The following is a 15999-nucleotide window of genomic DNA, read 5'->3' as shown; positions in this document are numbered from 1 at the left end:
ACTTGGAGCGCTCGCCGCGGCTCGGGGGTGTTGGTCATCACCAGCAGCCATTCCCCGCTGGCGAGGCGTTTGGCGGCCAGCTTCAGCGGCAGGTGCGTGTCAGGCAGGAACAGTTCGAGCGTGTGGATGGTGTGGCGGGCGCGCTTGGTGCGCAGCAGCGTCCCGATCGACCACAGGCTGCCATCGGCGCGCGCCATGAACAGGTCGGGGCGGACCCGGATGGCGAAGGGGACCCGGCCCTTGGCACGGAACGCGGACCAGTCGGCGCCGAGCAACTCCCGGTCGGGCAGAAGCAGGTAGGTGGAGGCGCGCTCGAACAGTGAGGGGTAGGGCTGGAGCAGGCCGGTGCACTGTGAGGTGTCGCTGTTGCCCGGATGGGCGAGCACCGCCCACAACAGCGGCACCCGGAAGCGACGCGTGACGATGGCCAGCATCAGGATATTGACGTCTTTTCGGCCGAGCTTCCAGCACGTGCGTCTCGATCAGGCCGTGATCGCCACGCTGGTGGTGCGCATGCTCAAGCTGACCCGGCCCAAATGCCTGGCGCTCGACCGCACTCGCTGGAAGCTCGGCCGAAAAGACGTCAATATCCTGATGCTGGCCATCGTCACGCGTCGCTTCCGGGTGCCGCTGTTGTGGTCGGTGCTCGCCCATCCGGGCAACAGCGACACCGCACAGCGCATCGGCCTGCTACAGCGCTATCTCGCCCTGTTCGAGCCCACCTCCATCGATCTGCTTCTGGCCGACCGGGAGTTCATCGGCGCCGACTGGTTCGCGTTCCTGGCCAAGAGCCGGGTCCCCTTCGCCATCCGGGTCCGACCCGACCTGTTCATGGCGCGCGCCGATGGCAGCCTGTGGTCGATCGAGACGCTGCTGCGCACCAAGCGCGCCCGCCACACCATCCACACGCTCGATCTGTTCCTGCCTGACACGCACCTGCCGCTGAAGCTGGCCGCCAAACGCCTCGCCAGCGGGGAATGGCTGCTGGTGATGACCAACACCCCCGAGCCGCGGCGAGCGCTCCAAGTCTACAGGAGACGCTGGGGGATCGAGTGTCTGTTCGGCGACGCCAAGACCCGTGGCCTCAACCTCGAAGACACCCGCCTGACCGATCCAGCCAAGATCGAGACGCTCACCGCCGTCCTGACGCTGGCCATCACTTGGATCTACCGAACGGCGACCGCCGCCATGGGCCTCAAAGCCATTGCGCGAAAGACCCATGGGCGGCGCGGGAAATCCTGGTTCCGCACCGGCCTCGATGCCCTACGCGGCGATCTCCTCAATGCCCCTCAAAGCGCAGCGACCCTCTGGGCCAATCGATGCCCAAAACGCCTCCCAGCCTTGTGAGTCGTGTACCGTGTGTAACGCGATCGGGCATGGCTCTAAGCCATCAGGCAAGCTTACAACCGTTAGCCTCGGCCTCAGAACGCGACCTTGTCGCCCCCCTTCAACGCCAGCATCTCGCGCGCCTCGTCGGGCGAGGCCACGGCGAGCCCCAGCCCCTCGATGATCGACCGGATACGCCGGACCTGCGCGGCATTGGTCTCGGCGAGCTTACCTGGCCCGTCCCATAGGCTGTCTTCCAGACCGACACGGACGTTCCCGCCCATCGCGGCCGCCATGGCGGCAATGTTCATCTGGTTGCGGCCCGCCCCGAGCACCGACCACTGGTATTGATCGCCGAACAGCCGGTCGGCGGTTCGCTTCATGTGCATCACGTCGTCCGGATGCGCGCCGATGCCGCCTTGAAGCCCGAATACCGTCTGGATGAACAGCGGCGCCTGCACGAGGCCGCGATCGAAAAAGTATTTCAGATTGTAGAGGTGAGCGGTGTCATAGCACTCGAACTCGAACTTCGTGCCGTTCGGGCCGCAGGTGGTCAGGATGTGTTCGATCTGACCAAAGGTATTCCGGAAGATGATATCCTTGTTGCCGAGGTAATCCCGCTCCCATTGGTGCTTGAGGTCCTTGAACCGATCGAGCATGCCGAACAATCCAAAATTCATCGAACCAAGGTTCAGGGAGGCGACCTCCGGCTTGTAGGTCGCGGCAGGGCGGACCCGCTCCTCGATCGACATGGTCGGCGCGCCGCCCGTGGTGATGTTCACCACGCAGGATGAGCGCTGCTTGATCACGGGCAGGAACTTAGCAAACGCCTCGGGCGACTGGTCCGGTTGGCCGGTCTCCGGGTTGCGGGCGTGCAGGTGAACGATGGCGGCACCCGCCTCGGCGGCTCCGATAGCGGCGTCGGCGATCTCTTCGGGCGTCACGGGCAGGTGCGGCGACATGCTGGGTGTGTGGATCGCGCCCGTCACCGCGCAGGTGATGATGACTTTCCGCTGTGAGGCCATGCTCAATCCTCCTGTGAAACCTTGTGGGCCCGGAGCGCCGCCAGCCGCGTGTCGCGGCGGCGCATCCGGGCCGGCAGATCGGGTTTGTGCGGCCATTGAGCCAGGATCGCCTCAGTCGCTGGCACCGCGTAGACCGAAGGCGGCGCCGGATCGGCGGCGAGGCGCTGATAGAAACCCGTGTAGCGCGCGCAGTAATCGGCGATGCCGCCCGGTGCGTTGAGCTCGATCGTCTCGAACGGCCCCATGAAGCTCCAGCGCAAGCCGAGCCCGTCCGCGACGGTCCGGTCGAGATCCTGCGGGCTCACGTAGCCCTCCGCGGCGAGCCGAAACGCTTCCGCCAGCAGCGCGCCTTGCAGCCGGTTCAGGATGAAGCCCTCGATCTCCTTGAGCACGGTAATCGGCACCTGTCCCATCTGCTCGTAAACAGCCCTGGCCCGAGCCAACGCCTCCGGGGTCGTCCACGGCGCGCCGCTGATCTCCACCAGCGGAATCAGGTGGGGCGGGTTGACCGGATGGCCGATCAGGCAGCGCGCCCGGCCCGGCAGGTCCTCGGTGAACAGGGAGCACCGGATCGCCGAGGAGGACGAGGCCAGGATGGCGTCAGCGGGCGCATGGGCGTCGAGTTCGGCAAACAGCGTTTGCTTGGCGATCAGCGTCTCTGGACCGTTCTCCTGCACGAAACTGACGCCGTCGAGGCACGAAGCGAGGGTCGCGAAGGCCCGGATCCGGTGTCCGGCCACCGTCGGCTCGGCGCAGAGCCCATTGCCGGCCAGGACGTGCAGCCCATCGGCACAGAGCGGGATCGCTGCCTCGGCGACGCCCGCGGCGGCGTCGAACAGACGTACATCCCAGCCGGCGCGGGCGAAGATCATGGCCCAGGCCCGGCCGATCAGGCCGACCCCCACGATCGCGACGCTGCCGGTCATGACAGCCCTCCTGGGATACGCTCGGACGCAGCATGCGTTCACGCTGTGATCACAGATCACTAGCGGGATCGATCCGGTTTCGTCTAGTCTGAGCGATGGAATCCGTGGCGGCTCTGGCCGACCTTCCGCAACTGGACCGGCGAACCCTGACCGACACCGCCTATGCGGCGTTGTCGGACCTCCTGGCTTCGGGGCGGCTGGCCCCGGGCGACCGGCTCTCCCTGCGCCGAAGCGCGGCAGCCTTCGGTGTCTCGGTGATGCCGGTGCGCGAGGCCGTGAGCCGCCTCGTCGCAGAGGGTGTGCTGGAGGTTGCCCCGTCGCGGATCATCCGCGTGCCGATCCTGAGCGCGGAGACGTTCCGGGCCCTTGCCGAGACGCGCATCGCCGTGGAGGGCATTGCGGCCGCGCGGGCTGCGGAGCGCCGGACCGAGACCGAACTCGACGCCATCCGCAGGGCCGAGGCGGCGTTCCGGTCAGAAGCGGAGTGCCGTGAGCCCGATCGGGTCATAGCCGTTCAACTCAACCGCAACCTGCACTTCGCGATTTACAGCGCCTGCCGGTTGGCCCCACTCATAGAGATAATCCGACGCCTGTGGCTGAAAGCCGGCCCGGTCATCAACCTGGATCTGCGCGCCTGCCCGGAGCGGCTGCATCAGGGTTTCGCGCTCCGGCGGCACGCTGCAGCCCTCGCGGCGATCGAGGGGCGTGACGGTTCAGCTGCCTCTGCGGCCGTCGCAGCCGACATCCGCGACGCGGCCGATTTCATCCTGTCCCGCGGCACTCTGCGGACGGAATACGGGAAGGACTGATCATGGAACTCGGATTGGCAGGCCTGCGCGTCCTCGTCACGGCGGGCGCCGCGGGGATCGGGCGGGCGATCGTGGATGCCTTCCATGAGGAAGGCGCCCGGGTCTTCGCCTGCGACATCGACGCGGAGTCCTTGAACGCCCTGCCGGCCGATGTCGGGCGCAGCCGTACCGACGTCGCCGACCGGGTCGCCGTGGCGGCGCTGATGGATGCCGCGATCGATCATCTCGGCGGGCTCGACGTCCTCGTGAACAATGCCGGCATCGCCGGACCGACGGGTCGGGTCGAGGAGATTGCTCCCGAGGCCTGGGATCAGTGCCTGACCGTGTGCCTGACCAGCCAATTCAACTGTGCGCGCCTCGCCGTGCCGCACCTGCGGCAGAGCGCCAACGCCTCGATCGTCAACCTGTCCTCGGCGGCCGGCAAGTTCGGCTTCGCCCTGCGCAGCCCCTACGCGGCGGCAAAATGGGGCGTCGTCGGCTTCACCAAATCCCTTGCCATCGAGCTCGGCGGCGATGGCATTCGGGTCAACGCGATCCTGCCCGGTCTGGTCGCCGGGGACCGTCAGCGCCGGGTGCTGGAAGCCAAGGCCCAGCAACAGGGCACGAGCTTCGCAGAGATGGAGGAGCGCGCCTTCTCGTTCGTCTCGGTCAAGGAGTACGTCACTGCCCGCCAACTCGCGGATCAGATCCTGCTGCTCTGCTCGGAGCGCGGTCGAACGATGTCCGGCCAAGCCATCTCGATCGACGGGGATACGCGAATGCTATCCTGAAAACAGATCTCGATGGTGCGGAGCCTACGGACGAGAACGCCGCCGGAGGCCGCACCGCGCCGGAAGCGCGCAGGTTGCCGGGGGTGACTTCCGAATGGCTGAATTTTGAATACAATCCCGACAAGGTGACTCAGAGTCTCCGGGGAGGATGCCGAATTGACGGGACCGAAGGCGCAGATCGCGACAGCGCCGCGCGCGGCGGCGCGCCGGGATGCCGGACTGGCGCGCAGGCTGGCCGAGCAACTGCAGGGCGAAGCACGCTTCGATGCCTTTACGCGCGGCCGGTACAGCACCGACGCCTCGATCTACCAGATCATGCCGGCCGGCGTGGTGCTGCCGCGTTCCGCCGCAGACATCGCCGCCACGTTGCGGATCGCCGCCGATCACGGTGCGCCGGTGATCCTGCGCGGCGCTGGCACCTCGCAGAACGGGCAGCCGATCGGGTCCGGCTTGGTGGTCGACTGCGCGCGCCACTTCAACGGCGTGCTGGCCTACGATCGGGAGGCCGGCACGATCACGGTCGAGCCCGGCATGGTGCTGGAGCGGCTGAATGCCCGGGTGAAGGCCGACGGCTGGTTCTTCCCTGTCGAGCCGTCCACGGCGACTCGCTGCACCATCGGCGGCATGGCGGGTAACAATTCCTGCGGCGCCCGCTCCCTGCGCTACGGCAAGATGAGCGACAACGTCCTCTCCCTCGACGCGCTGTTTCATGACGGCGAGGCCTTCACGTTCGGCCTGACTGGCAACACGGTGTCGGGCGTGACCGGCTCAGCCCGTGCTGAAGCTCTGGCCGAGCAGGTGCGCACCCTGGCGGACGAGTATCGGGACGAGATCGCGCTCCGCTACCCGAAAGTGCAGAGGCGCGTGGGTGGTTACAACCTCGACGCTCTGATCGAGCCGCGGCCGAACCTCGCGCACCTGCTGGTCGGTTCGGAAGGCACGCTCGCCGCCACCACGGCGGTGACGCTGAAGCTGTCGCGCCTGCCGACCCATCGCGTGATGGGCGTGTGCCATTTTCCGTCGTTCCGCGCCGCGATGGAGACCACGCGGCACATCGTGGCCCTCGATCCGGTGGCGGTCGAGCTGGTGGACAACAACGTCCTCGTGCTCGGCGCCGACATACCGCTGTTCCGGACCACGCTGGCCGATATCACCCGCGGCAAGCCGAACTGTCTGCTGCTCACGGAGTTCGCCGGGGACGACCTCGCCGCCCTGAAGCGCGATCTGAAGCACCTCGAAGCCTGCATGGCCGATCACGGCTATCCGGATGCGGTGGTCGAGATCGTGGAGCCGGCCCGGCAGAAATCGGTCTGGGAGGTGCGCGAGGCTTGCCTCAACATCATGATGTCGATGAAGGGCGACGCCAAGCCGGTCTCGTTCATCGAGGATTGCGCGGTGCCGCTGGAGCACCTCGCCGACTACACCGACGCAGTGACCGCGGTGTTCACCAAGCACGGCACCCGCGGGACTTGGTACGCCCACGCCTCGGTCGGCTGCCTGCACGTGCGCCCGATCCTCGACATGAAGCAGGGGGGCGACGTCGCGAAGATGCGTGCGATCGCCGAGGAGACCGCCGAGCTGGTGCGTCGGTACAAGGGCTCCTATTCCGGCGAGCACGGCGACGGCATCTCCCGCTCCGAGTTCATCGCGCCCCTCTTCGGTGCCGCGATCGCGAAGTGCTTCGAAGTCGTGAAGGACGCCTTCGATCCGGAGAACCGGCTCAATCCCGGCAAGATCGTTCGCCCGCTCGCGATGGATGACCGGTCGCTGTTCCGGTTCAAGCCCGACTACGCGGTGACCCAGCCGATGGAGACGGCCCTCGACTGGTCGGACTGGGGCGGCTTCGGCGCGGCCGTGGAGATGTGCAACAACAACGGCACCTGTCGGAAGCTCGTCGGCGGGGCCATGTGCCCGTCCTACCGGGCGACCCGGGACGAGCAGCACCTGACGCGGGGCCGGGCCAATTCGTTGCGGCTCGCGATGTCGGGGCAGCTCGGCAAGGACGCCTTCACCAGCCCGGACATGAAGCGGACCCTCGATCTCTGCGTCTCCTGCAAGGCCTGCCGGCGGGAATGCCCGACCGGCGTCGACATGGCCAAGATGAAGATCGAGTTCCTGCATCATTATCACGCCCGGCACGGGCTGCCGCTGCGCGAGCGCCTGATCGCCCTCATGCCGGTCTATGCCGGGGCGGCCGCCCGGCTGGCGCCGCTCCTCAACCTGCGCGATCGGCACCCGGGGCTGGCACGGCTCTCCGAGACGTTCGCGGGCCTCTCGGCGAAACGGACCCTGCCGCGCTGGCGCCGGCCCTGGAGCGAACAGGGTGAGGCCGCCCATCCGGACGACATCACGGGCGATGCCCGCGATATCATCCTGTTCGGCGACACCTTCAACCGCGCCTTCGAACGCGAGAACCTGGAGGCGGCCGAGCGGGTGCTGCGCGCCGCCGGCTATCGCCTGCACCGGGTCTATCCGAGCCGCGGGCGGCGCCCCCTCTGCTGCGGCCGGACCTGGCTCGCCTCGGGCCAGACCGACCGGGCGCGGCAGGAGGCGCGGCGAACCCTGGACGCGCTCCTGCCCTTCATCCGGGCCGGCGCCCGGGTGGTCGGGCTGGAGCCGTCCTGCCTGCTGACCTTCCGCGACGAGTTCGCATCCCTCCTCCCGGGCGCGGACACCGCCCTGCTGGCGAAGCAATCGATGCTGTTCGAGGAGCTGCTGGCCACCGATCTCGCGACGGGGCGGATCGAACTGCCGCTGGCGGATCAGCGCGGCCGCGTGGCCCATCTGCACGGGCATTGCCACCAGAAGTCCTTCGGCCTGATGGGCTCGGTGGAGACCGTGCTGCGGTCGGTCCCGGGGCTCGACCTACGGGTGATCGAGTCGAGCTGCTGCGGCATGGCCGGGGCCTTCGGCTACAGGCCGGAATCGATTGAGACCTCCTTCGCGATGGCCGAGCTATCCCTGTTCCCAGCCCTCCGGGCCGCGGGTCCCGACGATCTCGTGGTCGCCGACGGGACGAGCTGCCGTCACCAGATCCACGACGGCCTCGGCATACACGCGGAACATGTGGCTCGCGTGCTCGATCGGGCTCTCGTGCCTCGACACTGAATTGCCGGACACATAGACAGAGAAGACAGGCAAGCGGCCCTGCCATGCGTCGGGGGACCATGAACAAGATCGAGTCCGGTATCGGCATCCACCGCCGTTATCTTCACGATGAGGTGGCCGACCGGATTCGCGAGCTGATCCGATCCGGCGACATGGAGCCGAAGGCGCGGATCAACGAGGGCGAGCTGACGGAGCGCTTCGGCATTTCGCGGACGCCGCTGCGCGAGGCGATCAAGATCCTGGCGACCGAGGGTCTCCTGGAACTCCTGCCGAACCGGGGGGCACGCGTCGCCAGCATCTCGGATGCCGAGCTCGAGGAGATGATGGAAGTGATCGCGGGTCTCGAGGCCACGGCCGGCGACCTCGCGTGCCACACGATCGGCGACGAGGAAATCGACGCCATCGTCACGGACCACGACGCGATGGTGGCGGCCTGGAAGGCGGGCGACGAGGCCGGCTACTTCAGCCACAACCGGCGCATCCACGAGGCCATCATGGCGGCCAGCCGGAATACGGTTCTGGCGAACATCTACGAGAGCCTGTCGGGTCGGATTCAGCGTTCGCGCTACTCTGCCCATCAGACGCCGGACCAATGGGCCCGCGCGGTCTCCGAACACGAGCGCATGATCACGTTCCTGCGCGCCCGCGACGGCGCGTCGCTCGCCGTTCTCATGCGCGAGCATATCCGGGGCAAGAAGTCGGTCATCGCCGCGAATTACGGGGCTGCCGAGGCGGTCTGAAGCACCGTCCTGCGGCTGCGCTCAGGCGGCATTCGGTGCCCGCAGGCCGGCGACGAGATCGGTGAAACGGTCGCCCTGCACGATGACATGGCCGCGCAGCGCGTCGGCTGCCTGCGTCGCATCGCCGGCCAGGATGGCTGCCACGATCGCCTCGTGCTCGGCCAGCGACTGCGGCACACGTTGGCGAACGCGCAGCTGCAGCCGGCGATACGGCGCCAGCCGGCGATGCAGCGTGAGCGCCTGATCGGCCAGGAAGTCGTTGTGGCTCGCCCGGTATACGACGGAGTGGAAGACGTAGTTCTCGGCGTAGTAGGCTTCGGCATCCTCGGCCACCATGGCGGCGCGGCAGCCCGCCAGCGCCGCCTGCATGGCAGCGGCATCCGCGGGAACGAGCCGCCGGGCCGCGAGCCGCCCGCAGGCCGCTTCGATCTCCGCCATGGTTTCGAACATCGCCAGAAGCAGGTGCGGCTCCGGTGCGCTGACGATCGCGCCCCGTCGGGGTTTCGTCTGGATCAGACCGGTGGCAGCCAGTTGCAGCAACGCCTCCCGGATCGGCGTCCGCGAAACGCCGAACCGGATCGCGAGCTGATTCTCGTCGAGCCGCGACCCGAGGGCGAGCTCGCCGGCGACGATCTCGTCCTCGATCCGCTGCTTCAGACGCTGCGCGTGGCTCATCCCCCGATCCCTTTTCTGCGACCGCCCTTTCAGAGGCCCCACTCTCGCCGTCACCCGAAACGACCGCACGGCGACGCTCGAAAGAGGTCGTCGACGCAGCCTCCACAACACGGACGCAGACCGTTGGCGGCGAAGCGGATTGAAACGCCGTTCTCCCGCGTCAGTGCTTGGTCTGGTGGCGGACCGTACGGTTGACCGATCGAAGCGCGCTTCCGGCGGTAAAAGCCCGGATTGTACCGAAGCGCATTATGCTTCCGCATTGACAAAATATACAAGCCGGTCATTCATGCATACATAGCGACGGTGCAAAGAATGCACCGCACAACAAGTCAGCCGCGTTGTTTGCGGTGCGGGAGAGCAACATGACGCCAACTCGTCGCTCGTTGATCGCTGCAACACTTGCAGCCCCTGCCCTGCTCAGGTTCGGCGTCGGGTCCGCGCAAGCCGCCACCACGTTGAAGCTGTCCCATCAGTTTCCCGGCGGCACCATCGACGAAGGCGATTTCCGCGACCGCATGTGCCGGCGGTTCGCCACGACGGTGGCCGAACGCTCCAAAGGCGCGTTGGAGGTGCAGGTCTATCCCGGCTCCTCGCTGATGAAGACGAACGCCCAGTTCGGCGCCATGCGTAAGGGCGCGCTCGATATGTCGCTCTATCCGAGCCCCTATGCCGGCGGCGAGGTGCCGGAGATGAATATCGGTCTGATGCCGGCGCTGGTGACCTCCTACGCTCAGGCGGTCGCCTGGAAGACCGCGCCGGTGGGCCGCAAGCTCACTGAGATCCTGGATTCCAAGGGCATCATTCTCGTCTCCTGGGTCTGGCAGGCGGGCGGCGTCGCCAGCCGCGAGCGGCCCCTTGTCAGCCCGGCGGATGCCAAGGGCATGAAGGTCCGCGGCGGTTCGCGCGAGATGGATATGATGATGAAGGAGGCGGGCGCCGCCACCCTCTCCATTCCGTCGAACGAATCCTACGCGGCGATGCAGACCGGAGCGTGCGACGCGGTCATCACCTCGTCCACCAGCCTGATCTCGTTCCGCCTGGAGGAGCTGGCCAAGGCGCTCACCTCGGGCCGGGAGCGGTCCTACTGGTTCATGCTCGAACCGATCATGATGTCCAAGACCGTGTTCTCCGGCCTGCCGAAGGACCAGCAGGACCTGATCATGGCGGTGGGCGGCGAGCTCGAGGCCTTCGGTCAGGCCGGCGCCAAGGAAGACGACACCCGCGTCGAGGAGATTTTTGGCAAGGCCGGCGCCAAGGTCTCGCAGCTCGACGAGACGTCCCTCGGGCAGTGGCGCGACCTCGCCCGCGGCACCGCCTGGAAGGACTATGCCGGCAAGAACGCGAACTGCGCGGAGCTGCTCAAGCTCGCGGAGCAGGTCGCGTGAGCCACGGCTTCGACGCCGCCACAGCGCCGCCCGAGGCCCGGGCCGACGAGCCGCGGCTGCCCGGACTGCTGGGCACCCTCGATCGGGCGATGCGTCTCCTGAACCGCGTGATCCTGGGGATCGGCGGCCTCTGCCTCGTGGCGGCCTGCCTCGTGCTGACCCACAGCGTCGTCGTCCGCTACCTGCTGAAGGAGCCGACCGAGTGGCAGGATGAGATGGCAGTGTTCCTGATCATCGGGGCCACCTTCCTGTCGGCCGCCGGCGTCCAGGCCAAGCGCGGCCACGTGGCGATCGAGGCGCTGACCGGCCTGCTGTCGCCGGCCGCCAACCGGGTCCGGCTGCTGCTGGCGGACGTCGTCAGCTTGGTCTTCTGCCTGTTCTTCGCCTGGAAGAGCTGGTCCCTGGATCATGAGGCCTGGACCGACGGTCAGGTCTCGCAATCGACCTGGGGGCCGCCGCTGTGGATTCCCTACACGCTGATGGCGGTCGGCATGAGCCTGCTGTGCCTGCAATTCGCCCTCCAGATCGCCGAGGGCCTCGCCTACGGGCCGCGCGCGGCCGGGTGGGCGAAACCCAAGATCGGGCTCGGCGCCGACCTCAACCAGACCATCGCGCCGGAGGGACCGGACCCGATGGGCCGGACGGTCACCGCGAAGGGTCAACGATGAGCACGGCGGCGATCGGTTTCCTGTACGCGGGCGCCACCCTGGGGGCGATGCTGTCGGGCATCCCCATCGCGTTCGCGCTGGGCTTCGTGGCGTTGGCGTTCATGGTGGCGTTCATGCCCGCCGCCTCCCTCGATACGGTGGCGCAGAACGTCTACGAGGAGATGGCCTCCATCACCCTGCTGTCGATCCCGCTCTTCATCCTGAAGGGCGCGGCGATCGGCCGGTCCAAGGCGGGCCAGGATCTCTACTCGGCCATGCATGCCTGGATGCACCGCATCCCCGGGGGCCTGGGCATCGCCAACGTCTTCGCCTGCGCGCTGTTCGCCGCCATGGCGGGTTCGAGCCCGGCAACCTGCTCGGCGATCGGCTCGGCCGGCATCCCGGAGATGCGCAAGCGCGGCTACTCGCCGGGCTTCGCGGCCGGGATCATCGCGGCCGGCGGCACGCTCGGCATCCTGCTGCCGCCCTCCATCACCATGATCCTGTACGCGGTGGCGGCCGAGCAATCGCTTGGGCGCCTGTTTTTGGCGGGGATCGGGCCGGGTCTGCTGCTCGTGAGCCTGTTCGCCACTTGGTCGGTGATCCGGTTCCGCTCGGAATACGCGACCGCGAGGGCGGTCGTGGAGCGCGGCGGCCCGGCCTCGCCGATCCTGGCGGACGAGCAGTACAGCATGGCGCAGCGCTTCTCGACGCTGCCGCGGGTGCTGCCGTTCGTGGTCCTGCTGACCGGCGTGATGGTGGCGCTCTATGGCGGCTACTCCACGCCCTCGGAGACGGCGGGTCTCGGCGGCCTGATGGCGCTGGCGCTGATCGCTGCGATCTACGGCGTGTGGCGGTTCCGGGACGTCAGCCCGATCCTGACCGCGACGTTGCGTGAATCCACCATGCTGATGCTGATCATCGGCATGTCGCTGCTCTACGCCTACGTGATGAGCTACCTGCACATCTCGCAATCGGCGGCCGCCGCGATCGTGGCGATGCAGCTCTCGCCCTGGGTCCTGCTGGTGACCATCCTGGCGCTCGTGATCGTGCTGGGCTTCTTCCTGCCGCCGGTCTCGATCATCCTGATGACGGCGCCGATCATCCTGCCGCCGCTGAAGGCCGCCGGATTCGATCTGGTGTGGTTCGGCGTGGTGATGACCATCACCATGGAGATGGGCCTGATCCACCCGCCGGTGGGGCTCAACATCTTCGTGATCAAGAACATCGCCCCCGACATCCCGCTCTCCGACATCATCTGGGGCACCCTGCCCTTCGTGCTGCTGATGGCGGTGGCGATCCTGATCCTGTGCCTCGTGCCGGGGATCGCGATGTGGCTTCCGGACCTGCTGCTGACCACGACGCGATAGGCTGCGGATCCCGGCGACGCCACAGTCGCGTCGCCGGCCGCGCCGCGCTATCACCGGGGGTATGACCGACCTCCGGACCATCCAGATGCTGCACACGGCCAACGTCATCGCCGAGGACGAGATCGACGCGAGCGTCGAGGCGTTCCTGCAGGGTGCGGTGGCCGAGCCCTACCGGTTCCGGAGCGGCCACCGGCTGAATCTGATCAAGGCGGTGCGCAGCCACCCCGGGGCGCAGGAATTCGTCGGGCGCGCAAATGTCGGCACGTCGCTGAAGCGCCCGTTCGTCCGGGCGGCGATCCTGCAGGCACGGCCGCTGAAGGATTGATCGGGCATTCGTCCTCCGCATAAGCGCAACCTGCCCCCTCTCCCGTGCGGGAGAGGGCTGGGGTGAGGGTCGAGAAGGTCCAGGATCGCGCGCACCGTCAAGGCGCCGACAGGGTGCGCCTCCTCCGGACAGGTCTCATCCCTCTCCCGGCTTTCTGCGTAAGCAGACCTCTCCCGCACGGGAGAGGGGACCCGCGCCTCATTCCACGATGGTGGCGGCGCTGTCGTGTCCCGTGTTGCAACGCGATCGGGCACGGCTCTAAGCGCTGGACGCGATCACGCCGGCCCGCGATGAGGCTCGGCTGATCGCGCGCGCTTCGCGGGCACGACTGCCCCTGTTTGAGAGACACCGATGAGCCTCGACTCCGTCCGGGCGTTCTTCGCCGACAAGGCGCCCGATATCGCGGTCCTCGAACTGGAGACCCGCACCGCGACCGTCGCGGAGGCCGCAGCCGCCCACGGCGTCGCCCCGGCGCAGATCGCCAAGACGCTGTCGATCCGGGTCGGCGAGCAGGTCATCCTGGTCGTCACCCGCGGCGATGCCCGGCTCGACAACAAGAAGGCCAAGGCGGTGTTCGGCGGGAAGGTCCGGATGCTGGATCTCGCCGAGGTCGAGGCGGCCACCGGCCACCCAGTCGGCGGGGTCTGCCCGTTCGGCTTGAGCGCGCCGCTGCCGGTCTATTGCGACGTGACGCTCCGAGCCTTCGACGAAGTCGTCCCGGCTGCCGGGAGCACGCACAGCGCCGTGCGGATCGCGCCGGGCCGCATGGCTGAGCTGACCGGGGCGACCTGGGTCGATATCTGCCAGGAACCGGGCTGAGCGCGCCGGGTCAGCGCCCGGTCCAGTCCGGCGTGCGCTTGCCGAGGAAGGCTTCCATGCCCTCGCGGAAATCCTGGCTCATGTAGCACATCAGGATCAGGTCATCGCCCGGATGCGGCTCGCCCTCGGCGGTGGCCTCCTCCTCGGCGAGGCGGCGCAGCCCTTCCTTGGTGGCCTGCATGGTCAGGGGCGCGTGGCCGGCCAGGAGCTGGGCCAGGGCATCGACCCGTGCGGTCAGGGCGGCGCGATCCTCCACGACCTCGCCGACGAGCCCGATCGCCAGGGCCTCCTCGGCCCCGACGAGGCGCGCGGTGAAGATGATGTCCTTGACCCGGGCCGGGCCGATCAGCCCCGAGAGCCGCTTGAGATTGCCCTGGCTCAGGCAATTGCCGAGCGTCCGGGCGATCGGGAAGCCGAACCGGGCATCGCGGGTGGCGATGCGCAGGTCGCAGGCCGCCGCGATGGCGGCACCGCCGCCCGTGCAGGCGCCCGCGATCGCCGCGATGGTCGGTACCCGCAGGCGCTCCAGCGACCCGAGCACCCGGTCCATGAAGCGCTCGTAGCCCAGCGCATCCTCGGCGGTCTTGAAGGCGCGGAACTGTGCGATGTCGGTGCCTGCCGCGAACGCCTTCTCGCCGGCGCCGGTGATGATCAGCGCCTTCACGGCCGGGTTGTCGGCGACCGCCTCGCAGCAGCCAATCAGGCCCTGATACATCGCGAAGGTCAGCGCGTTGCGGGCCTGCGGCCGGTTGAGCACGATCCGGGCGATGCCGGCTTCGTCGGTCGTGAACAGCAACTCGTCGGTGGCGGGCGTGGCACTCATCGGAACGGTCTCCGGGCGTCGGGTCAGGCGACGGTCTCGCGGACCACGCCCCGCGTGATCAGGCTGTCGGTCTCGTCGGCCGTATAGCCGGCCTCGGCCAGGATCGCCCGGGAATGCTCGCCGAGCAACGGGGCCGGCCCATGGACGCGGCCGGGCGTGTCCGAAAATTTCACCGGCAGGCCCAGCGTCTTCATCCGGCCGACCCGCGGGTGATCGACCTCGACCACCATCTCACGCGCCCGCGTCTGCGGATCGCGGTGCATGGCGTTGACATCGAGCACCGGCCCGGCCGGGACGCCGCCGGCTTCGAGCCGTGCCAGCCATTCCGCGGAGGAATGCGCCCGGAAGATCGGAGCCAGCGTCGCGGCCAGCTCCTGGCGGTTGGCCATCCGGTCGCGGTTGAGGGCGAAGCGCGGATCCTCCGCCAAGGCGTCGGCACCGATCGCCTTCAGGAGGCGCAGCCAGTTGGTCTGATTGGCCGCACCGATGGTGATCCAGCCGTCGGCGGTCTCGAACGCCTCGTAGGGCGCGTTGAGCGGATGGGCCGAGCCCATCGGGCCGGGCGCGATCCCCGTCGCCATGGCGATGGCCGATTGCCAGTAGGTGTGGGTGATGCCGGCCTCGAACAGCGAGGTGTCGACCGCCTGGCCTTTACCCGTCCGGAGCCGGTTGGAATAGGCCGCCAGCACGCCCATTGCGGCGAGGATGCCGGCGGTGATGTCGGTCACCGGCGGCCCGCACTTCATCGGCGGCCGGCCGGGCCCCTCCCCGGTCACCGACATGAGCCCGCTCATGCCCTGCGCGACGAGGTCGAACCCGGCGCGGTCGGCGTAGGGGCCGGTGCGGCCGAAGCCGGAGAGCGAGCAGTAGACCAGCTCCGGGAACTCCTCGCGCAGGGTCTCGTAGCCGATGCCGAGGCGCTCCATCGTGCCGCCGCGGTAGTTCTCGATCAGCGCATCCGCCCCCTTGAGCAGGCGGCGCAGCACCGCGATGCCATCCGGGTCCTTCAGGTTGAGGCTGATCCCGCGCTTGCCGCGGTTCATCATCATGTAGGCAGCGCTCTCGCCCTCAAGGGCGGGCGGGACGGTGCGGCGGGTATCGTCGCCGTCCATCTTCTCGACCTTGATTACCTCTGCGCCCATGTCGGCGAGCATCAGCCCGCAGACCGGGCCGGCCATGATGTGCGCGAGTTCGATCACCCGCATCCCGGCGAGCGGGCCGAACCGTCCGGTCTGTTCCGCCATCGTGAGT

The 15999-nt window shown here is 68.2% G+C and carries 15 protein-coding genes and 1 pseudogene; 10 read left to right on the top strand and 6 right to left on the bottom strand.

Going from position 1 to position 15999, the window contains the following annotated elements; translation table 11 throughout:
* Positions 1-434: pseudogene (locus MKK63_RS10785) on the bottom strand (hypothetical protein); the annotation flags it as partial.
* Between the two features lie 37 nt (positions 435-471).
* On the opposite strand from MKK63_RS10785, the gene MKK63_RS10780 reads away from it, so the two are divergent.
* On the top strand, positions 472-1347 hold the full coding sequence (locus tag MKK63_RS10780) for an IS4 family transposase (protein WP_244001480.1): 876 nt from the start codon (positions 472-474) through the stop codon (positions 1345-1347).
* Between the two features lie 74 nt (positions 1348-1421).
* On the opposite strand, the gene MKK63_RS10775 is transcribed toward MKK63_RS10780, so the two are convergent.
* Both MKK63_RS10775 and MKK63_RS10770 read right to left on the bottom strand, forming a co-directional pair.
* Positions 1422-2351, bottom strand: coding sequence for a 3-keto-5-aminohexanoate cleavage protein (locus tag MKK63_RS10775; protein WP_244001478.1), 930 nt, complete (start codon positions 2349-2351; stop codon positions 1422-1424).
* 2 nt (positions 2352-2353) lie between these two features.
* Positions 2354-3277 carry a 3-hydroxyacyl-CoA dehydrogenase gene (locus MKK63_RS10770; RefSeq protein WP_244001476.1) on the bottom strand — a complete coding sequence of 308 codons (924 nt, stop codon included), beginning with the start codon at positions 3275-3277 and terminating at the stop codon, positions 2354-2356.
* Positions 3278-3372: 95 nt separating this feature from the next.
* Here MKK63_RS10770 and MKK63_RS10765 point away from each other — a divergent pair, with 95 nt between their 5' ends.
* The 4 genes from MKK63_RS10765 (at position 3373) to MKK63_RS10750 (ending at position 8704) form a co-directional block, all read left to right on the top strand.
* Entirely contained in the window at positions 3373-4086 is a 714-nt protein-coding gene (locus MKK63_RS10765; protein ID WP_244001473.1) for a GntR family transcriptional regulator, read from the top strand.
* Between the two features lie 2 nt (positions 4087-4088).
* Positions 4089-4856, top strand: a complete 768-nt coding sequence (locus tag MKK63_RS10760) for an SDR family oxidoreductase (RefSeq protein WP_244001471.1) — start codon at positions 4089-4091, stop codon at positions 4854-4856.
* Positions 4857-5012: 156 nt separating this feature from the next.
* A complete protein-coding gene (locus MKK63_RS10755; protein ID WP_244001469.1) occupies positions 5013-7964 on the top strand; it encodes an FAD-binding and (Fe-S)-binding domain-containing protein in 2952 nt (983 codons plus the stop codon).
* 59 nt (positions 7965-8023) lie between these two features.
* Positions 8024-8704 (top strand): GntR family transcriptional regulator, encoded by a 681-nt coding sequence (locus MKK63_RS10750; RefSeq protein ID WP_244001468.1) that lies wholly within the window; start codon positions 8024-8026, stop codon positions 8702-8704.
* Positions 8705-8725: 21 nt separating this feature from the next.
* Here the strand turns inward: MKK63_RS10750 and MKK63_RS10745 are convergent, their stop codons facing one another.
* The gene (locus MKK63_RS10745; protein ID WP_244001466.1) at positions 8726-9379 is read right to left on the bottom strand and encodes a GntR family transcriptional regulator; all 654 of its coding nucleotides are present in this window, start codon (positions 9377-9379) and stop codon (positions 8726-8728) included.
* 362 nt (positions 9380-9741) lie between these two features.
* Between MKK63_RS10745 and dctP the strand changes: the two genes are divergently transcribed.
* From dctP to MKK63_RS10720, 5 genes are all read left to right on the top strand, one after another.
* On the top strand, positions 9742-10764 hold the full coding sequence (dctP, locus tag MKK63_RS10740) for a TRAP transporter substrate-binding protein DctP (protein ID WP_244001464.1): 1023 nt from the start codon (positions 9742-9744) through the stop codon (positions 10762-10764).
* A complete protein-coding gene (locus tag MKK63_RS10735; RefSeq protein ID WP_244001462.1) occupies positions 10761-11432 on the top strand; it encodes a TRAP transporter small permease in 672 nt (223 codons plus the stop codon). Before dctP ends, MKK63_RS10735 begins: the two co-directional genes overlap by 4 nt.
* The gene (locus MKK63_RS10730) at positions 11429-12781 is read left to right on the top strand and encodes a TRAP transporter large permease (RefSeq protein WP_244001460.1); all 1353 of its coding nucleotides are present in this window, start codon (positions 11429-11431) and stop codon (positions 12779-12781) included. The genes MKK63_RS10735 and MKK63_RS10730 overlap by 4 nt, the downstream gene beginning before the upstream one ends.
* An 85-nt stretch (positions 12782-12866) precedes the next feature.
* On the top strand, positions 12867-13106 hold the full coding sequence (locus tag MKK63_RS10725; protein ID WP_244001458.1) for a hypothetical protein: 240 nt from the start codon (positions 12867-12869) through the stop codon (positions 13104-13106).
* Positions 13107-13457: 351 nt separating this feature from the next.
* A complete protein-coding gene (locus MKK63_RS10720) occupies positions 13458-13925 on the top strand; it encodes a YbaK/EbsC family protein (protein WP_244001456.1) in 468 nt (155 codons plus the stop codon).
* 10 nt (positions 13926-13935) lie between these two features.
* Here the strand turns inward: MKK63_RS10720 and MKK63_RS10715 are convergent, their stop codons facing one another.
* Together MKK63_RS10715 and MKK63_RS10710 are read right to left on the bottom strand one after the other, a co-directional pair.
* Positions 13936-14748 carry an enoyl-CoA hydratase/isomerase family protein gene (locus MKK63_RS10715; protein WP_244001454.1) on the bottom strand — a complete coding sequence of 271 codons (813 nt, stop codon included), beginning with the start codon at positions 14746-14748 and terminating at the stop codon, positions 13936-13938.
* 23 nt (positions 14749-14771) lie between these two features.
* Positions 14772-15992 carry a CaiB/BaiF CoA transferase family protein gene (locus MKK63_RS10710; RefSeq protein WP_244001452.1) on the bottom strand — a complete coding sequence of 407 codons (1221 nt, stop codon included), beginning with the start codon at positions 15990-15992 and terminating at the stop codon, positions 14772-14774.
* Positions 15993-15999 lie beyond the last annotated feature (7 nt).

The organism is Methylobacterium sp. J-088 (assembly GCF_022829295.1).
Lineage (GTDB): Bacteria > Pseudomonadota > Alphaproteobacteria > Rhizobiales > Beijerinckiaceae > Methylobacterium.
Note: the sequence above shows the minus strand (reverse complement) of the source record. Positions and strands in the feature narration are given on the sequence as shown.